The 16,732-nt window shown below is 55.3% G+C and carries 11 protein-coding genes; 3 read left to right on the top strand and 8 right to left on the bottom strand.

Annotated features, from left to right (window positions below; all coding sequences use genetic code 11):
* Positions 1–90: 90 nt before the first annotated feature.
* Together acrD and bioH are read right to left on the bottom strand one after the other, a co-directional pair.
* On the bottom strand, positions 91–3,213 hold the full coding sequence (acrD, locus tag LOZ86_RS02725) for a multidrug efflux RND transporter permease AcrD (protein ID WP_039512679.1): 3,123 nt from the start codon (positions 3,211–3,213) through the stop codon (positions 91–93).
* A gap of 183 nt (positions 3,214–3,396) precedes the next feature.
* A complete protein-coding gene (bioH, locus tag LOZ86_RS02720) occupies positions 3,397–4,164 on the bottom strand; it encodes a pimeloyl-ACP methyl ester esterase BioH (protein ID WP_230242822.1) in 768 nt (255 codons plus the stop codon).
* A gap of 100 nt (positions 4,165–4,264) precedes the next feature.
* Here bioH and gntX point away from each other — a divergent pair, with 100 nt between their 5' ends.
* Together gntX and nfuA are read left to right on the top strand one after the other, a co-directional pair.
* Positions 4,265–4,966, top strand: coding sequence for a DNA utilization protein GntX (gene gntX, locus LOZ86_RS02715; protein ID WP_039484729.1), 702 nt, complete (start codon positions 4,265–4,267; stop codon positions 4,964–4,966).
* Between the two features lie 60 nt (positions 4,967–5,026).
* Positions 5,027–5,602: a Fe-S biogenesis protein NfuA gene (gene nfuA, locus LOZ86_RS02710; protein WP_039484731.1), complete on the top strand. Its 576-nt coding sequence runs from the start codon at positions 5,027–5,029 to the stop codon at positions 5,600–5,602.
* 67 nt (positions 5,603–5,669) lie between these two features.
* Here nfuA and malQ read toward each other — a convergent pair whose 3' ends face one another.
* From malQ to glpE, 5 genes are all read right to left on the bottom strand, one after another.
* Positions 5,670–7,757 carry a 4-alpha-glucanotransferase gene (malQ, locus tag LOZ86_RS02705; RefSeq protein ID WP_039484734.1) on the bottom strand — a complete coding sequence of 696 codons (2,088 nt, stop codon included), beginning with the start codon at positions 7,755–7,757 and terminating at the stop codon, positions 5,670–5,672.
* Between the two features lie 12 nt (positions 7,758–7,769).
* Positions 7,770–10,298 (bottom strand): maltodextrin phosphorylase, encoded by a 2,529-nt coding sequence (gene malP / locus LOZ86_RS02700; RefSeq protein WP_080728069.1) that lies wholly within the window; start codon positions 10,296–10,298, stop codon positions 7,770–7,772.
* 42 nt (positions 10,299–10,340) lie between these two features.
* Positions 10,341–11,099 carry a DeoR/GlpR family transcriptional regulator gene (locus LOZ86_RS02695; protein WP_010299419.1) on the bottom strand — a complete coding sequence of 253 codons (759 nt, stop codon included), beginning with the start codon at positions 11,097–11,099 and terminating at the stop codon, positions 10,341–10,343.
* Positions 11,100–11,123: 24 nt separating this feature from the next.
* Positions 11,124–11,957: a rhomboid family intramembrane serine protease GlpG gene (gene glpG / locus LOZ86_RS02690; RefSeq protein ID WP_039484738.1), complete on the bottom strand. Its 834-nt coding sequence runs from the start codon at positions 11,955–11,957 to the stop codon at positions 11,124–11,126.
* A 68-nt stretch (positions 11,958–12,025) separates the two neighbouring features.
* Positions 12,026–12,349 (bottom strand): thiosulfate sulfurtransferase GlpE, encoded by a 324-nt coding sequence (gene glpE, locus LOZ86_RS02685; protein ID WP_010277860.1) that lies wholly within the window; start codon positions 12,347–12,349, stop codon positions 12,026–12,028.
* Between the two features lie 309 nt (positions 12,350–12,658).
* On the opposite strand from glpE, the gene glpD reads away from it, so the two are divergent.
* Positions 12,659–14,158, top strand: a complete 1,500-nt coding sequence (glpD, locus tag LOZ86_RS02680; RefSeq protein ID WP_010277863.1) for a glycerol-3-phosphate dehydrogenase — start codon at positions 12,659–12,661, stop codon at positions 14,156–14,158.
* Positions 14,159–14,247: 89 nt separating this feature from the next.
* Here the strand turns inward: glpD and glgP are convergent, their stop codons facing one another.
* Entirely contained in the window at positions 14,248–16,695 is a 2,448-nt protein-coding gene (gene glgP, locus LOZ86_RS02675) for a glycogen phosphorylase (protein WP_230243146.1), read from the bottom strand.
* Positions 16,696–16,732: the final 37 nt, after the last annotated feature.

Genomic DNA, 16,732 nt, shown 5'->3' with positions numbered 1-16,732 from the left:
ATGTCCTTGGTTGCGTCATTGAGCTGGACATAACGTAGTTACCTTTTTTTACAGTTTGATGAATTTCCCCATAAATTATTGCATCTGTATCTAATCCTGTTGCGGTGCCTTCTCCTTCAGCGGGAAACGGCGACGCACGACGACAAAGAACAGCGGCACGAAGAAGATGGCAAGGAAGGTGGCGGCCAACATGCCGCCAATCACACCCGTTCCCACCGCATGCTGACTGGCTGAGCCTGCGCCGCTGCTGGTCGCCATCGGTAAGACGCCGAAAATAAACGCCAGCGACGTCATCAAGATCGGCCGCAGTCGCTGTCGGGAAGCTTCCAGCGTGGCCTCAACCAAATCCTTCCCTTTCTGGTTCATTTCGTTGGCGAACTCCACTATCAGGATGGCGTTCTTCGCCGATAGTCCGACCACCGTCAGTAGCCCAACTTGAAAATAGACATCGTTTTCCAGACCGCGCGCCCAGGTTGCCACCAGCGCCCCCAGCACGCCCATCGGCACCACCAGCATGACGGAGAACGGCACCGTCCAGCTTTCATACAGCGCGGCCAGACACAGGAACACCACCAGCAGCGAAATGGCATACAGCGCCGGTGCCTGTGCCCCGCTCAATCGCTCCTGCAACGACATACCTGTCCACTGCACCCCAAAGCCTTCAGGCAGTTGCGCCACCAGCGATTCCATAATATTCATCGCCGTACCCGTACTGACGCCCGGCGTCGCTTCACCGACAATCTCCAGCGAGGAATAACCGTTGTAACGCTCAAGGCGCGGCGATCCGGTTTCCCAGACGGTTTGCGCAAACGCGCTGAACGGCACCATGCCGCCGCGGTTGTTGCGCACATACCATTTGCTGACATCGTCCGGCAGCATGCGGAACTTCGCCGCCGCCTGAACGTAGACTTTCTTCACCCTGCCACGGTCAAGGAAGTCATTCACATAGGTCGAGCCCCAGCCCGTTTTCAGCGTGCTGTTAATATCATCTACCGACACACCCAGCGCCTGCGCTTTGCGCTGATCGATATGAATCCGCAGCTGCGAGCTGTCATCCAGACCGTTGTGGCGCACGCGCGTCAGTTCGGGATTGCTGTCGGCCATGTTTAACAGCCGATCCCGCGCCGCCATCAGCGCATCGTGACCCAGTCCACCGCGATCCTGTAGCTGCATACCGAAACCCGCAGCACTCCCCAGCCCGTTAATCGATGGCGGGCTACTGGCGAACACGCGCGCTTCCTGAATCTTGCGAAACGCTTTGGTCGCGCGTTCAATCACGGCAAACGAACTGCTCTCCGGCGTGGTGCGTTCATCCCAGTCTTTAAGGCGCACGAACAGCCGCGCTACGTTTTGCCCGTTTCCGCCCGGCCCTGAGCCAATGGTGGAAAACACGGACGTCACGGTGTCTTTTTCCTGCGTGAGATAGTACTGCTCGATCTTGTTGACCACCTGTAAGGTCTGCTGCTGCGTCGAGCCCGGCGGGAGTTGCACTTGTGTCGTGAACACACCGCGATCTTCCTGCGGCAGAAACGAGGTCGGCAACCGGAAAAACAGGAAAGCCATAATCCCGATGATGCCCATATACAGCAGCAGCCAGCGCCCGCTGCTGATTAATATCTTGCCGACGCCGCGTTCATACTTCAGCGACATGCGGGTAAAGCTCCGGTTAAACCAGCCGAAGAACCCTTTGCGGCCGTGATGTTGACCCTTGGCGAGCGGCTTAAGCAGCGTCGCACACAGCGCGGGCGTCAGCGTCATCGCCACCAGCACCGACAGGATCATTGAGGTCACAATCGTGATGGAGAACTGGCGGTAAATCGCTCCTGTGGTGCCACCAAAGAAGGCCATTGGCACAAACACGGCGGACAGCACCAGCGCGATCCCGACCAGCGCGCCCTGCACCTGACCCATCGATTTCCGCGTCGCCTCGCGTGGCGAGAGCCCTTCCTCGCTCATCACTCGCTCTACGTTTTCCACCACTACAATGGCATCGTCGACCAGCAGGCCAATCGCCAGCACCATCGCGAACATCGTCAGCGTATTCAGGCTAAAACCGAAGGCATACAGCACGGCAAATGTGCCGAGCAATACCACCGGCACCGCAATCGTGGGAATCAGCGTAGCGCGGAAATTCTGCAAAAACAGGTACATCACCAGAAAGACCAGCAGCACCGCTTCAAACAGAGTTTTCACCACATCGGTAATCGAGGCTTTAACAAAGGGGGAGGTTTCGAAGGCGATTTTGGCTTCCAGCCCGTGCGGGAAGTATTGCGACAGCTCCTCGATACGTTCTCTGACGCGCTTATCGGTTTCCAGCTCATTCGCACCGGACGCCAGCGTCACCCCCAGACCGGAGGCGGACTGACCGTTGAGACGACTGAGAAAATCGTAGCGCTCTGCACCAAGCTCGACTTCTGCGACATTGCCGAGCGTCACGGCAGAGCCGTCTTGATTGACGCGCAGCGTGATATCGCGAAACTGCTGCGGCGTCTCTAACAACGATTGTGCGTTGATCGTCGCGTTCAGCGCCTGATTATCCACCGACGGCACGCCGCCGACCTGACCTACCGAGACCTGACTGTTCTGCGATTCGATGGCCCGTACTACATCGCTGGTGGTCAGCGCATAATCCATCAGTTTGGCCGGATCCAGCCAGATGCGCATCGCATACTGTGACCCATAGGCAGAAACCTCGCCCACCCCGCTGATGCGGCTGATCGGTTCCTGAATATTCGTCGCGACATAATCAGCGATATCCTGCTTATCCATGCTGCCATCGGTAGAAACAAACGCGACCATCAGGATATTGGTATCGCCCGTTTTACTGACGGTGACGCCCTGCTGCTGGACATCCTGTGGCAGCTTGCGGATAGCGGATTGAAGTTGGTTTTGCACCTGCTGACGGGCTTCATCGGGGTCAGTGCCTGCCTCGAAGGTCAGCATGACTCTGGCTTGCCCGGTATTGCTGCTGTCCGAGGACATGTACATCAGGTTATCCAGCCCCGTCATGCTCTGCTCGATAACCTGTGTGACGGTATTTTCCAGCGTCTGCGCCGACGCGCCGGGGTAGCTCGCGGTGATCCGCACGCTGGGCGGGGCCAGATCGGGATACTGTTCCAGCGGCAATGACTTGATAGCCAACATACCGCACAGGCTGAGAAGGATAGCCAGCACCCACGCAAAAATGGGACGGTCGACAAAAAAGTTCGCCATCTCTCCAACACTCCTCAGCCATATTTTGACGTGGCTGCTTCACGAGCAGCCTACTTATATTCGATCGAAATCGGATTCATTTAACCCAGAGAAAAACCCTGCGCACAGAGTGCCGAATTACCTTAACTGTCGACGTCGGCTAAATCGTGGAGAAATTGAGGAGAAAATGTAAATTATCGTCGGCTACGCCTGAGCAAACGCGATCACCTGCTCGGTAAAGGCATCAGGGTGCGAGATAAACGGCGCATGCGCAGCCTTTGGAATAACGACCGAGATTGAGTTCGGCCACTGATCATCCAGCAATCCGATAACCTTGCGCGGCACCAGCCCGTCTAAGGCACCATAAAGCCGCAGAAATGGCACGGCCAGGTCGGCTAACGGCTGGCGTAAATCCGCTTCACGCAAAATCGCCAGCCCGCCGTTTAATACCTCGACTGATGGCATCGGCTGTTCCAGCACCACGCTTTTTAACAGCCGGGCATCCTGCCGTGCGCTCTCCGTTCCCAGTGTTTGCAGCGCCAGAAACCGCTCGACCGTACGTTGGAAATCTTCGCTAAGTTGCTGTTGAAACCCCTGCAAGACATCTGGCTTAATTCCCAGCCAGCCGTCCTGTGCACTGAAACAGGGGGATGACGCCACGGTAATCAGCTTTTCCACCCGCGCAGGGGCGCTCAACGCAATCTGGCTGGCAACCAGTCCACCCAGCGACCACCCTAGCCAGACGGCGCGTTCCGGTGCCTGCGCCAGCACGTAGTCCGCCATGTCACTCAACGACATCGGCCCGAATCCCTGACTTCTGCCATAGCCCGGCAGATCGACTAAATGCAGACGAAAATGCGGCGCGAGTCGCGCAATAATGCTTTGCCATACCTGCGCATTCAATCCCCACCCGTGCAGCAACACAAGATCCGTATTTCCTGCGCCTTCGGTCTGCCAATACAACGCTGCCATCAGTTATCTTCCTTCCTCAGGAAACCCCTTCACGTTTGCATGGGGTCAATATATTTCAGGGAAAACCCGTATTTAGGGAAAACGATCGTTAAGGAAAACCATGTTAACCATCTCCGCACGCTGCTGGCTATGCTTATTGCCACTTCATCACAGCCAGCAGGGAATTTGCTCGTACTGCCAGCGCCATTTGCCGCGCTTGCCCACCTGTTGCCCGCGCTGTGGCTTGCCCTCCGGCGACACCACGCATCAGTGCGGGCGCTGCCTGCAAAACCCGCCGCCCTGGCAATCGATGACCTTCATCAGCGACTACGCGCCGCCGTTCAACACGCTGCTGAAGCATTTTAAGTTCCACGATAAAACCGAGCTGGCAGCGGTGCTCGCCCGACAGCTGTTACTGCGCTGGCAGATGGCCTACCGCGAGAGAAAGCTCACCGGGCGGGTTCCCCTGTTCCGTCCTGACCGTCTGTTCACCGTTCCCCTGCACCGGAACCGCCAGTGGCGACGCGGCTTCAACCAGACCGAGCTGCTCGCTCGGCCTCTCGCCCGCTGGCTGAACTGTGCTTACGCGCCACGAGAATTGCAGCGCTCCCGACGCACGCCGCTACAGCAAACGCTCAGCGCCAGCGCGCGACGGCGAAATCTGCGGGGTGCATTTTCCTGTGATGTCTCGCTGTCTGGGCAGCAGGTGGTTTTACTGGATGATGTGGTCACGACGGGCAGTACCGCCGCCGAAATCAGCAGGCTGCTGCTGGCTCAAGGTGCAGCGGGCGTTCAGGTCTGGTGTTTGTGCCGAACCTTGTAGGTGGGGGGAGGATGGGCGTATTATAACCGATAAGTGCAGTCAACTATCGAGCTTACTCTTATGATTCGTATTACCGATGCTGCTCAGGAGCATTTCCTGAAACTGTTGGCAAAACAGGAAGAAGGCACAGAGATTCGCGTATTTGTTATCAATCCAGGTACGCCAAACGCCGAGTGTGGCGTGTCGTACTGCCCGCCGGATGCCGTAGAAGCCAGCGATACCGTACTGAAGTTTGAAAAGATTTCTGCTTACGTGGACGAACTCAGCGCCCCTTATCTGGAAGACGCTGAAATCGACTTCGTGACCGACCAGTTAGGTTCTCAGCTGACGCTGAAAGCACCGAACGCCAAAATGCGTAAAGTGGACGACAATGCCCCGCTGATGGAACGCGTTGAGTATGTGCTGCAATCACAGATCAACCCACAGCTGGCTGGCCACGGCGGCCGTGTGACGCTGATGGAAATTACCGATGACGGTCTGGCGATTCTGCAATTTGGCGGCGGCTGTAACGGCTGTTCTATGGTTGACGTCACGCTGAAAGAAGGGATTGAGAAAGAGCTGCTGCAAACATTCCCTGAGCTGAAAGGCGTGAGAGACCTCACCGAACACCAGCGCGGCGAGCACTCCTACTATTAATCCTCTCCCCTGCTGATTGATCTTCGCTTTTCCTCCCCGACTCAGGGGAGGAAGAGTATTCATTCTGTTATTCGGCTTTCTGCGCTTTCATCGGCGCGCCACGACGCAAATCCATATCCCGAACCAGTCGTTCAAGGCAGCGATCAGTGAAGATCGACTCCAGCGGACGCGTGAGCTTGCGCCGCCAGTTGGGGTATTCACGATTGGTGCCCGGCACATTAACCGGTGTCGCCATGTCCAGCCAGTCTTCCAGTTGGAATCCCACCAGTGCGCTTGCGCTATCGGCGACATAGCGGTGAACGCCACGGCTTAGCGGTGCGCCCATTGTCGTCAGCGCCGAGTTGCGGCCAACCCGCTGCGGCAATAGCCCGAATTCGTGCAACGCGTTGAGCAGCCCCTGTTTCGCTTTCTCACGCTGCTGCATTTGTTCTTGCAGTAACGCTTCCGTCGGGTACAGCCCTAATTCCCGCCCCAGCGATAGATCCACGGTTTGCCAGTAGCCGCGCAGCGTTGGGAGATCGTGCGTCGTGATAGTTGTCATCGCCTGACGCGGATAGTCTTGCGGTGCGCGGAAGTGGTTTTCTTCGTCCTTTTCAAAGAACAGCACCTTGTAAGAATAGATACCGTAATCATGCAGCTTGCTGACAATTTCCGGTGGCACCGTGCCTAAATCCTCACCGATAATCAGGCAGCGATGGCGCTGGCTTTCCAGCGCCAGCACCGCCAGCAGATCGTCGACCGGATAATGCACGTAAGCCCCGTTGCCCGCCGACTCCGCCTTGGGTATCCACCACAGGCGCAAAAGCGCCATCACGTGATCGATACGCAGCGCGCCACAGTGCGCCATGTTGCTGCGCAGGACGTCGATAAACGGTTGATAGCCACGAAGCTGAAGCATGGTAGGGTTCATCGGGGCAAGCTGCCAGTCTTGTCCCTGCGGCCCGAGCGGATCCGGCGGTGCACCGATAGAGGCATCAAGGCAATAGAGCTGCCGTTCATCCCAGGTTTCCGCGCCGCCCTGTGCAACGCCAACGGCTAAATCACGATACAGACCGAGCGGCAGGCCAAGCTGTTTACTGTGCGCGTAGCACTCCGCTAATTGCTCGTGCGCCACCCATTGCAGCCAACTGTAGAACGTAATCTCATCGCTGTTTTCACGGCGGAATGACTTCACGGTTTCGCTGTGTACATCATGGTAGCTGGCAGGCCATTGGTGCCAGTCCGCGTAATTCTCACCCTGTTTTTTCAGGTAAGCCTGCAATGCATCAAACGTCGCCTGAAGTTGCAGACTCTGCCCACCGCTCACGACAAACTGGCGAAAGGCGCTAATACGCGGGTCCAGCGCACTGCGCGTCGTAAAGTAGCGAAAAGCCAGCCGCAAGGCCGTCAGTTTAAGGGCCGTCACCGGTTCATAATCGACCCAGCGGCCTGCACGCAGCGAAGTAACCGCACTTTGCGTATCCTCACGGTGCCACCATTCCTGCGCTTCACCGCTCTGCTGGAAATCATCGATCCGATTCACATCGATATAAATAATGTTCAGCCAGTGTCGGGAGGAAGGGCTGTAAGGACTGGCGGCCTCTGGTAGCGCGGGATACAGCGAATGCAGCGGGTTCAGCCCCACAAAGGCACCGCCGCGTCGGGCAATTTGCTCAATCAGCTGGCGAAGATCGCCAAAATCCCCGACGCCCCAGTTGTTCTGCGAGCGCAAGGTATAAAGCTGGACGGTCACGCCCCACCAGCGTTTTCCCTGTAGTAAGGATTCGGGTTCATAGCAGCGGTGCGGCGCGACAATAATCCGGCAGCTCCAGCGCTGGTCGGCCTGCGTCAGCGTCAGGTAGTGATAACCCAGCGGCAGCACGCCCGGCAGCGCCAGCGTTGAACCGCCCGTTATCTGTCCTTGAATTTGACCGCCGTTTTCATACATCAGCGTCCAGAGGTATTCACCGTGACCAGCAAGCTCGATGACCGCATCCCGGCCTTGCAAAAAGACCCGAACAGGTGGCAAGGGTGCATTATCGCTATCAGAAACGTCCATCATTGCCTGAATCTGGTTTCTGATTGCGGCCGCAACCATGTGCTCTTTGCCATACGCATCGGTATAGCTTTCCGCGATGCCTGTCTGCTGGCTTGCCAGTTTATCCACCTTGAACACCCTCTCCTTTTCCTAACGATACGCCTGCCAAATGCGCGTCTGGTAATCATGAATCGCCCGGTCTGAACTGAACATCCCCATTCTGGCGGTATTCAGCACACAGCGGCGCGTCCATTCATCCGGCTCACGGTAAAGCGCATCAACACGCTGCTGCACCTCACAATACGGTGCAAAATCGGCCATTAACATATAGGGATCGCCCAGCTTCAGCAGGCTATCCAACAGCGGGGCAAACGCATTTTTATCCCCCTGACTGAACGCACCGCTCGCTAGCTCGTTCAGTACTTCACGCAGCAGCGGCGTCACAGCAAGGTAGTCAGACGGCTCATAGCCCTGCGCCTGTAGCGCTTTTACCTGTTCGACGGTGTGACCGAAAATGAACAGATTGCCTTCACCGACCTGCTGCGCCATTTCGACATTCGCCCCGTCCAGCGTGCCGACGGTCAGCGCGCCGTTCAGCGCCAGCTTCATATTGCCCGTGCCGGATGCTTCTTTACCTGCCGTTGAAATCTGCTCAGAGACATCTGCGGCAGGAATCATCCGTTCAGCCAGCGAGACGCGATAATCCGGCGGGAAGACAACCTTCAGGCGATCGTTAACGCGGCGATCCTGATTAATAACCGCAGCGACCCGGTTAATGGCATAAATGATATTTTTCGCTAATACATAGCCCGGCGCCGCTTTGGCACCGAACAAAAAGACGTGCGGCACTATATCCAGATGCGGATTGTCACGCAATTGACGATATAGCGCGAGAATATGAAGCAAATTTAAGTGTTGACGTTTGTATTCATGCAATCGCTTGATTTGCACATCAAACAGCGCGTGCGGATCGATCACGATGTCGTACTGCTGGCGGAGATAGGTCGCCAACTGCATTTTATTATCGGCCTTGATTTGTCGATAGCGCTCACGAAAGCCAGCATCGTCAGCATAGGGTTCCAGCCCTTTCAGCGCGGGCAGATCATTCACCCACGGCGTAGGCAGCGTGTCGTCGATGAGCGCGGACAGCGCAGGATTACACTGCTTTAGCCAGCGGCGTGGCGTAATGCCGTTGGTGACATTATGGAATTTGGTCGGCCACAGCTGGTGATATTCAGGAAACAGATCTTTCACCACCAGTTCCGAATGCAGCGCCGCCACACCGTTGACCGCGAAGCAGCTGACGACACACAGGTTTGCCATGCGAATCTGGCGCTGGTGGCGAATCGCGAGCTTCGCCCATACCTGCCGATCGCCAGGCCATTGCTGTTCGACCTGCGCCTTAAACTGCGTATCAATTTGCCGAATGATAGACAGGTGGCGCGGAAGCAGGCGGCCCAACAGCCGTTCGTCCCAGCGCTCAAGCGCTTCCGGCATCAGCGTGTGGTTGGTATAGGCAAAGGTGCGTCCGGTTATCGACCAGGCTTCATCCCACGGTATCTGATGCTCATCCAGTAGCAGACGCATCAGTTCGGGGATCGCCAACGTCGGGTGGGTATCATTAAGCTGGATGACTTCATAATCCGGTAACGTGGACAGCGCGCGCCCCGCCTTAAGATGGCGGCGCAGAATGTCGGCCACCGAACAGGCGCAGTGGAAATACTGCTGCATCAGGCGCAGGCGTTTGCCCGCCGCGTGATTGTCATTCGGATACAGCACGCTGGTCAGGCTGGCAGCGGAAATCCCCGCCTGTGCCGCACGCAGATAGTGCCCTTCATTGAATAGCGTCAGATCAAACGGATCGCGATGCGTCGCACGCCACAAACGCAGCGGCTGCGCCGCACCGTTGTGATAGCCAATCACCGGCAGGTCGCAGGCTTCACCTCTGAAAACGGTATCCGGTAGCCAGCGCAAGGTTCCGTCAGTTTGAGGTTGTAAACGCCCGCCAAACCCGACATCCACCGCCAGCTCCGCGCGTGGTAAAAACCACGGATAGGTATCGCGCTGCCAGTCATCAGCAGTTTCCTGCTGCTTTTCCTGCGCAAAATGCTGACGGAACAGGCCGTATTGGTAGTTGAGGCCGTAACCCGTTGCAGGCTGCCCCACCGTTGCCATCGAATCCAGAAAGCAGGACGCCAGCCGACCTAATCCACCATTGCCTAACCCCGGGTCGGTTTCCTGCTCCAGAATATCGCTCAGGTTAAGACCTTGCTCGGCCAGCACGGCGGCTACCGCATCATACCAGCCCAGATTCAGCAGGTTGTTGCCCGTCAGACGACCGGGCAGAAACTCCATCGACAGGTAGTTCACATGACGCTGAGGCGTATTGGTATGGGCAACAGGAGATGTTGGCGAAGCGGAGTGCATCAGCAGTTGTTCAGACAGCGCAAGGCTGACGGCGCGCCAGCACTGCACTGGCGTCATCGCTTTCAGGGACGCGACGCCATCGAGCCGCTGTTGGCGGCGCAGCGCGGCGGTAAATTCTGATGCATCAAAGGCGATGGCGGGATGAGCGGAGGAAACGGGCTGCGTTAAAGCTTCTGGCTTTTTTGCAGCCGCTGAACGTTTTGACGATCCTGATACTTTTGCAGAATCCGACTTTCTTGAAGAATCTGACATCGTGCCTCCTCCTTTGTCCATCATGGAAAAGGCACATCGGGTTCAACACAACTCCAACTGTACCTTATGTTGTTCAATGATTTTCAGTACGCTGGGTGGTGGTGACTGATCGGTAAAAAGATAGTCGATCAAATCCATGTTGCCCAAATTCACCATCGCATTACGGCCAAACTTGGAATGGTCCGTCACCAGCATGACGCAGCGAGAATTTTCAATAATCGCCCGTTTTGTGCGCACTTCATGGTAATCAAACTCCAGTAATGACCCATCCATGTCAATACCACTGATGCCCAAAATGCCGAAATCCAGACGGAACTGAGAGATAAAATCCAGCGTCGCCTCACCCATGATACCGCCGTCACGGGTACGCACTTCGCCACCGGCCAAGATCAGGCGAAAATCCTCTTTTGCCGTCAGCAGCGTTGCCACATTCAGGTTATTGGTGACGACGCGCAGATCCTTATGCTGCATCAGCGCATAGGCCACCGCTTCAGGCGTGGTGCCGATATCGATAAACAACGTGGCACCGTCTGGAATCTGGCTCGCCACCCGACGGGCAATGCGCGCTTTTTCATCCGACCACATCATTTTACGGTCATGGTAGGCCGTGTTAACCGAGCTGGACGGCAATGCCGCGCCGCCGTGATGGCGATGGATTTTATTCTGCTCGGCCAGCTCGTTCAGATCGCGACGAATGGTCTGCGGGCTCACCGCAAAATGCTCCACTAGCTCTTCAGTACTGACATAGCCCTGCTGGCGCACCAGCTCAATAATGGCGTCATGCCGTTGTGTCTGCTTCACATTTATCCCCTAAGACGCCCCGATTTACCGAGGGTTTGTTTTATTATACGTGTCCCAAAAGGCCATCAATAGCCCGACAACCAGACCAGCCACATGCGCCGCATTCGCGATCGACATGCCTAAAATATCGAAATATCCGGCGACCAGCCACAGTAAAGCGAAGGCCATCAAACTGCGCGGCATAGATAAATAACCGTCAGGCTCTCGTTCCCCTCGCAGCCAGACATAGCCCATCAGGGCATAAACCACGCCAGACAGGCCACCAAAATGGGTGCCGCTAAACCAGGACTGCGCCCAGCCGCTCACCAGCGCGGAAACCAGCGTGATGACCAGCAACTTTCCGGTTCCCAGAACTTTCTCAACCGGGCCGCCCAGATACCACCACCACATGAGATTGAACAAAATGTGCAGCAGGGAAAAGTGCAACAAAACATGACTGAACCAGCGCCACACCTCTATCTGTTGCCCTTCAGCCGGGAACGCCAGCCACACCATCACACTCTCATAGCCCGAAATTTGCATCAGGATGAACACCGCGATCGTCACGACCATCAGGGATAGCGTCAGCGGGCCTGCCTTTTGCTTCAGCGTTTGCAGGTAAGAGTAGCGTTGGTATTGAATGCCGGTATCCATCGATCCCGTTTGCCAACTGGCCGCCAGATAGCGCGGGTTTGTCGGGTCGCGCAGAAAAACCTCGAGTTCTCCCTGAACCTTGCTCAGTTGAGTTTCATCCTCCAGCCACAGTTCAGCTTCATGCCCCTGAGGCCGCATTTCCAGATGGACCTGCTGCGTACGCATGTAATCAACAAATGCCTGAGCCAGACGCGGGTTGGAGAGAGCAATAACGCGAATCATCATAGCGGGAAGCGCCAGTGAGTAAGTTGAGTTAGGAGCATGATAATAAAGGTTCTTTAATCGTCATGCGATCAGGCTTGCGCCTGCGTGTCTTGCGGGTAGCGGTTTTGCCAGGCCTCAAAGCCACCATCGATACTGTACACCGAATCAAACCCCAGGCTAATCAGGTACTGTGCGGCATTGCGGCTGCTGATACCGTGGTAGCAAATCACCATGACCGGCGCTTCGAGGTCAGCGCCGCGCACAAAGTCAGATAGCGTCTCGTTCGTCAGGTGCGTCGCGCCGGGAACATGGGCTGCGGCAAAGCTCTGTGGATCGCGAATATCAACAACAACGCCCCCTTCCTGCCAGCGGGAATGGGCTTGATCAATACTGATAGCTTCAAATTGTTCCATCGAAAGTGACAACCTTGTTAATAATGGAAGGGATGTTAGTAACAACTGGCGTCATTGTAACCCGCCTTCAACGGCATAAAACCCATCTGATTATAAGGTTATTTATAAAAACAGTGCTTCACTAATGTGGAGAGTGACGATAAAACAGCCCAATACCCATGCTTTTAATGTGACAACTATCATCATATTGTTAGGTTCGTCACGCATAAATGTTTTTATTTGGTTAACCGTTGGCTGATTTGTTTGTTTTCGATTATCATAATGCTCGAAAACGAACATTTTGATTTATTCGAGGGTGGAGGAAGAAACGTGGAAACCAAAGATCTAATCGTTATCGGCGGCGGAATTAACGGTGCAGGCATCGCCGCAGATGCGGCTGGGCGAGGGTTATCAGTCCTGTTGTTGGAAGCGCAGGATCTTGCCTGTGCCACGTCCTCCGCCAGTTCCAAGCTGATTCACGGTGGCCTGCGCTACCTTGAGCACTATGAGTTTCGTTTGGTCAGCGAAGCGCTGTCTGAGCGCGAAACGCTGCTGAAAATGGCCCCGCACATTATTTTCCCTATGCGCTTTCGTTTGCCCCATCAGCCGCACCTGCGTCCGGCCTGGATGATCCGTATCGGCCTGTTCATGTACGACAACATCGGCAAACGCGTCAGCCTGCCTGCCAGTAAAGGACTGAAATTCGGTGCAGATTCTGTGCTTAAGCCTGAACTGAAGCAGGGCTTTGAATATTCTGACTGCTGGGTGGACGATGCGCGTCTGGTGGTGTTAAACGCGCAGGAAGTGACAAAACGCGGCGGAGAAGTCCGTACCCGCACCAAAGTGACCCGCGCTCGCCGTGAGCAAGGCGTATGGATTGTGGATGCGGTTGATTCATTGACCGGAGAAACCTTCACCTGGCGCGCCAAAGGTCTGGTGAACGCCACTGGCCCGTGGGTGAAAGAATTCTTTGATGACGGCCTGCAACTGAAATCACCTTACGGCATCCGTTTGATCAAAGGCAGCCACATCGTAGTGCCAAAAGTTCATAACCAGCCGCAGGCGTATATTCTGCAAAACAAAGATCACCGTATTGTGTTCGTGATCCCGTGGCAGGATGACTACTCAATCATCGGCACGACCGACGTGGAGTACAAAGGCAATCCGCACGATGTGAAGATCGATGACAACGAAGTCGCCTATCTGTTGGATGTGTATAACGACCATTTCAAACAGCAGCTTACGCGTGACGATATCGTCTGGACTTACTCTGGCGTGCGTCCGCTGTGTGATGACGAGTCCGATTCTCCGCAGGCGATTACCCGTGACTACACGCTGTCGGTCGATGATGATAACGGTCAGGCCCCGCTGCTTTCTGTGTTTGGTGGCAAACTGACGACGTATCGTAAACTGGCAGAGCACGCGCTGGACAAGCTGCACAAATACTACCCGCAAGCGGGGAAAGCCTGGACGAAAGGTGCAGTACTGCCGGGTGGTGATATCGCGGGCACGCGTGATGACTACGCCGCCGCGCTGCGTCGCCGCTTCAATCTGCCGGAATCACTGACGCGTCGTTACAGCCGCACCTACGGTTCAAACAGCGAACTGATTCTGGCAAACGTGAAAGGCCTCAGCGATCTGGGTGAAGATTTCGGTCATGACCTGTATGAAGCGGAACTGCGCTATCTGGTCGAAAAAGAATGGGCCGTTATGCTTGATGACGTCATCTGGCGCCGTACCAAACTGGGCATGCGCTTCGATGACGCACAGAAACAACGCATCAGCGACTGGCTGGCAAACCATTACCAGCAGATAGCAAAAGCGGGCTAATCCGCGGTTATCACAAGCGCCTTTTAGTGCAAACACAAAAGCGCCGTAGGTTTTTGCCTACGGCGCTTTTTCATATCATCAACGCACAATCACAACCGTATCGGTTTGATATTCCAGATATCCTCTGCGTATTCGCCGATAGTACGGTCGGACGAGAAATAGCCCATGTTGGCAATATTCTGGACGGCACAGCGCGCCCATTCGTCCTTTTTCTCATACAGCTCATCAACCCGATCCTGCGTATCCACATAGCTGCGATAGTCTGCCAGTAGCTGGTAGTAATCGCCAAAATTCACCAGTGAATCAAACAGATCGCTGTAACGCCGGCTATCATCAGGGCTGAAGACGCCCGTGGTGATTTGCGTCAGCACGCGGTGCAACTCTTCGTCCTGATCGTAATATTGCCGTGGGTTGTAACCGTTCTGACGCAACGCTTCGACCTGATCGGCCGTGTTACCGAAGATGAACATATTCTCTTCGCCAATATGTTCCAGCATTTCGACATTCGCCCCATCCAGCGTGCCGATCGTCAGCGCACCGTTCAGAGCAAATTTCATATTACTGGTCCCGGATGCTTCCGTCCCCGCCAGCGAGATCTGTTCAGAGAGATCCGCCGCCGGGATGATCATCTGTGCCAGACTCACGCTGTAGTTCGGGATGAAGACCACTTTCAGCCGATCGTGCAGCGTCGGATCGTTGTTGATCACCTTCGCGACGTCGTTGATCAAATTAATAATGTGCTTCGCCATGTAATAGGCTGATGCGGCTTTGCCCGCAAAAATGACGACTCGCGGCACACGCTCGATCTCGGGGTCATCCTTAATGCGGTTATAGAGTGTGATGACGTGCAGCACGTTCAGCAGTTGCCGCTTGTATTCGTGAATACGCTTAATCTGCACATCAAACAGCGATTCCGGGTTAACCACAATATTCAGGTTTTCCGCCATATAGGTCGCTAAACGCACTTTGTTCTTCAGCTTCACCTTACTGATCTTCTGCACAAATGCCGGATAATCGATGTGCTGTTTCAGTTCGCTCAATTGGCTCAGATCGGTGCGCCAGGTCTGCCCAATGGTGTCATCCAGCAGCTTGGAGAGCGATGGGTTGGCGAGCGCCAGCCAGCGCCGCGGCGTCACCCCATTGGTTTTATTGCAGAACCGGTTAGGGAAGAGGCGGGCGAAATCGGCAAACAGAGACTGCACCATCAGATCCGAATGCAGCTCCGATACACCGTTCACCTTATGGCTGGCAACCACAGCTAGCCATGCCATGCGTATTTTACGCCCGTTGTTTTCATCAATGATGGAAACCCGCGCCAACAGTTCGTTGTCATCGGGGACTTCTTTCTGGACGTACTCCAGAAAATGTTCGTTAATTTCGAAAATCAATTGCAGATGGCGCGGCAGGATTTTACCCAGCATATCCACCGGCCAGGTTTCCAGCGCTTCCTGCATCAGCGTGTGGTTGGTGTAGGAGAAGACTTTCCTCACCACGGTCCACGCCTCTATCCATTTGAATTTATGCTCATCAATCAGCAAACGCATCAGCTCAGGGATAGCCAGCACCGGATGCGTATCGTTCAGGTGGATGGCGAACTTCTCCGCCAAATTGTTGTACGTTTTATGCATCATCCAGTGGCGGTTGAGAATGTCCTGCACCGTGGCGGAAACCAGGAAGTATTCCTGACGCAAACGCAGCTCGCGGCCCGAATAGGTGGAATCATCGGGATACAGCACGCGCGACACATTTTCCGAGTGGTTTTTATCTTCCACCGCTGCAAAATAGTCGCCCTGATTAAATTTACCCAGATTGATTTCGTTACTGGCCTGCGCGCCCCACAGACGCAGCGTATTGGTCGCATCGGTATCAAAGCCGGGAATGATTTGGTCGTAGGCGCACGCAATAACTTCTTCCGTTTCCAGCCAGCGCATTTTGCTGCCTTCCTGCTGGATTCGGCCGCCGAAGCGCACTTTGTAGCGCGTGCTGTGACGCGGGAATTCCCACGCATTACCGTATTCCAGCCAGTAGTCCGGCGATTCCGCCTGTCTGCCGTTAACGATATTCTGTTTGAACATACCGTATTCGTAGCGAATACCGTAGCCTCGCCCCGGCAGCGCCATCGTCGCCAGCGAATCCAGGAAACAGGCAGCCAGCCGCCCCAGACCGCCGTTCCCTAAGCCGGGATCGTTTTCTTCCTGTAGCAGATCGTCCAGTTCCAGCCCCATGCCATCCAGCGCGGCTTTCAGATCGTCATACAATCCCAACGCTAGCAGCGCGTTCGACAACGTCCGCCCCAGCAAAAATTCCATCGACAGGTAATAGACCTGCCGCACATCCTGCGAAAGCTGTGCCCGGTTCGAGCGCAGCCAGCGCTCCACCATCCGGTCACGCACGGCCAGCAGCGTGGCGTTCAGCCAGTCATGTTTGTTTGCAATGGAAGGATCTTTCCCTACGCTAAACATGAGCTTATAAGCAATAGAGTGTTTCAGCGCTTCCACACTGAGCGTTGGTGAAGTATAGATAAACGGCGAGTTCATAATATTCATTCCCAAGTGAGTGTTACCCTACCCTGTC

Origin of the sequence: Pectobacterium parvum (assembly GCF_020971565.1) — a bacterium.
GTDB classification, from domain to species: Bacteria; Pseudomonadota; Gammaproteobacteria; order Enterobacterales; family Enterobacteriaceae; genus Pectobacterium; species Pectobacterium polare.
Note: the sequence above shows the minus strand (reverse complement) of the source record. Positions and strands in the feature narration are given on the sequence as shown.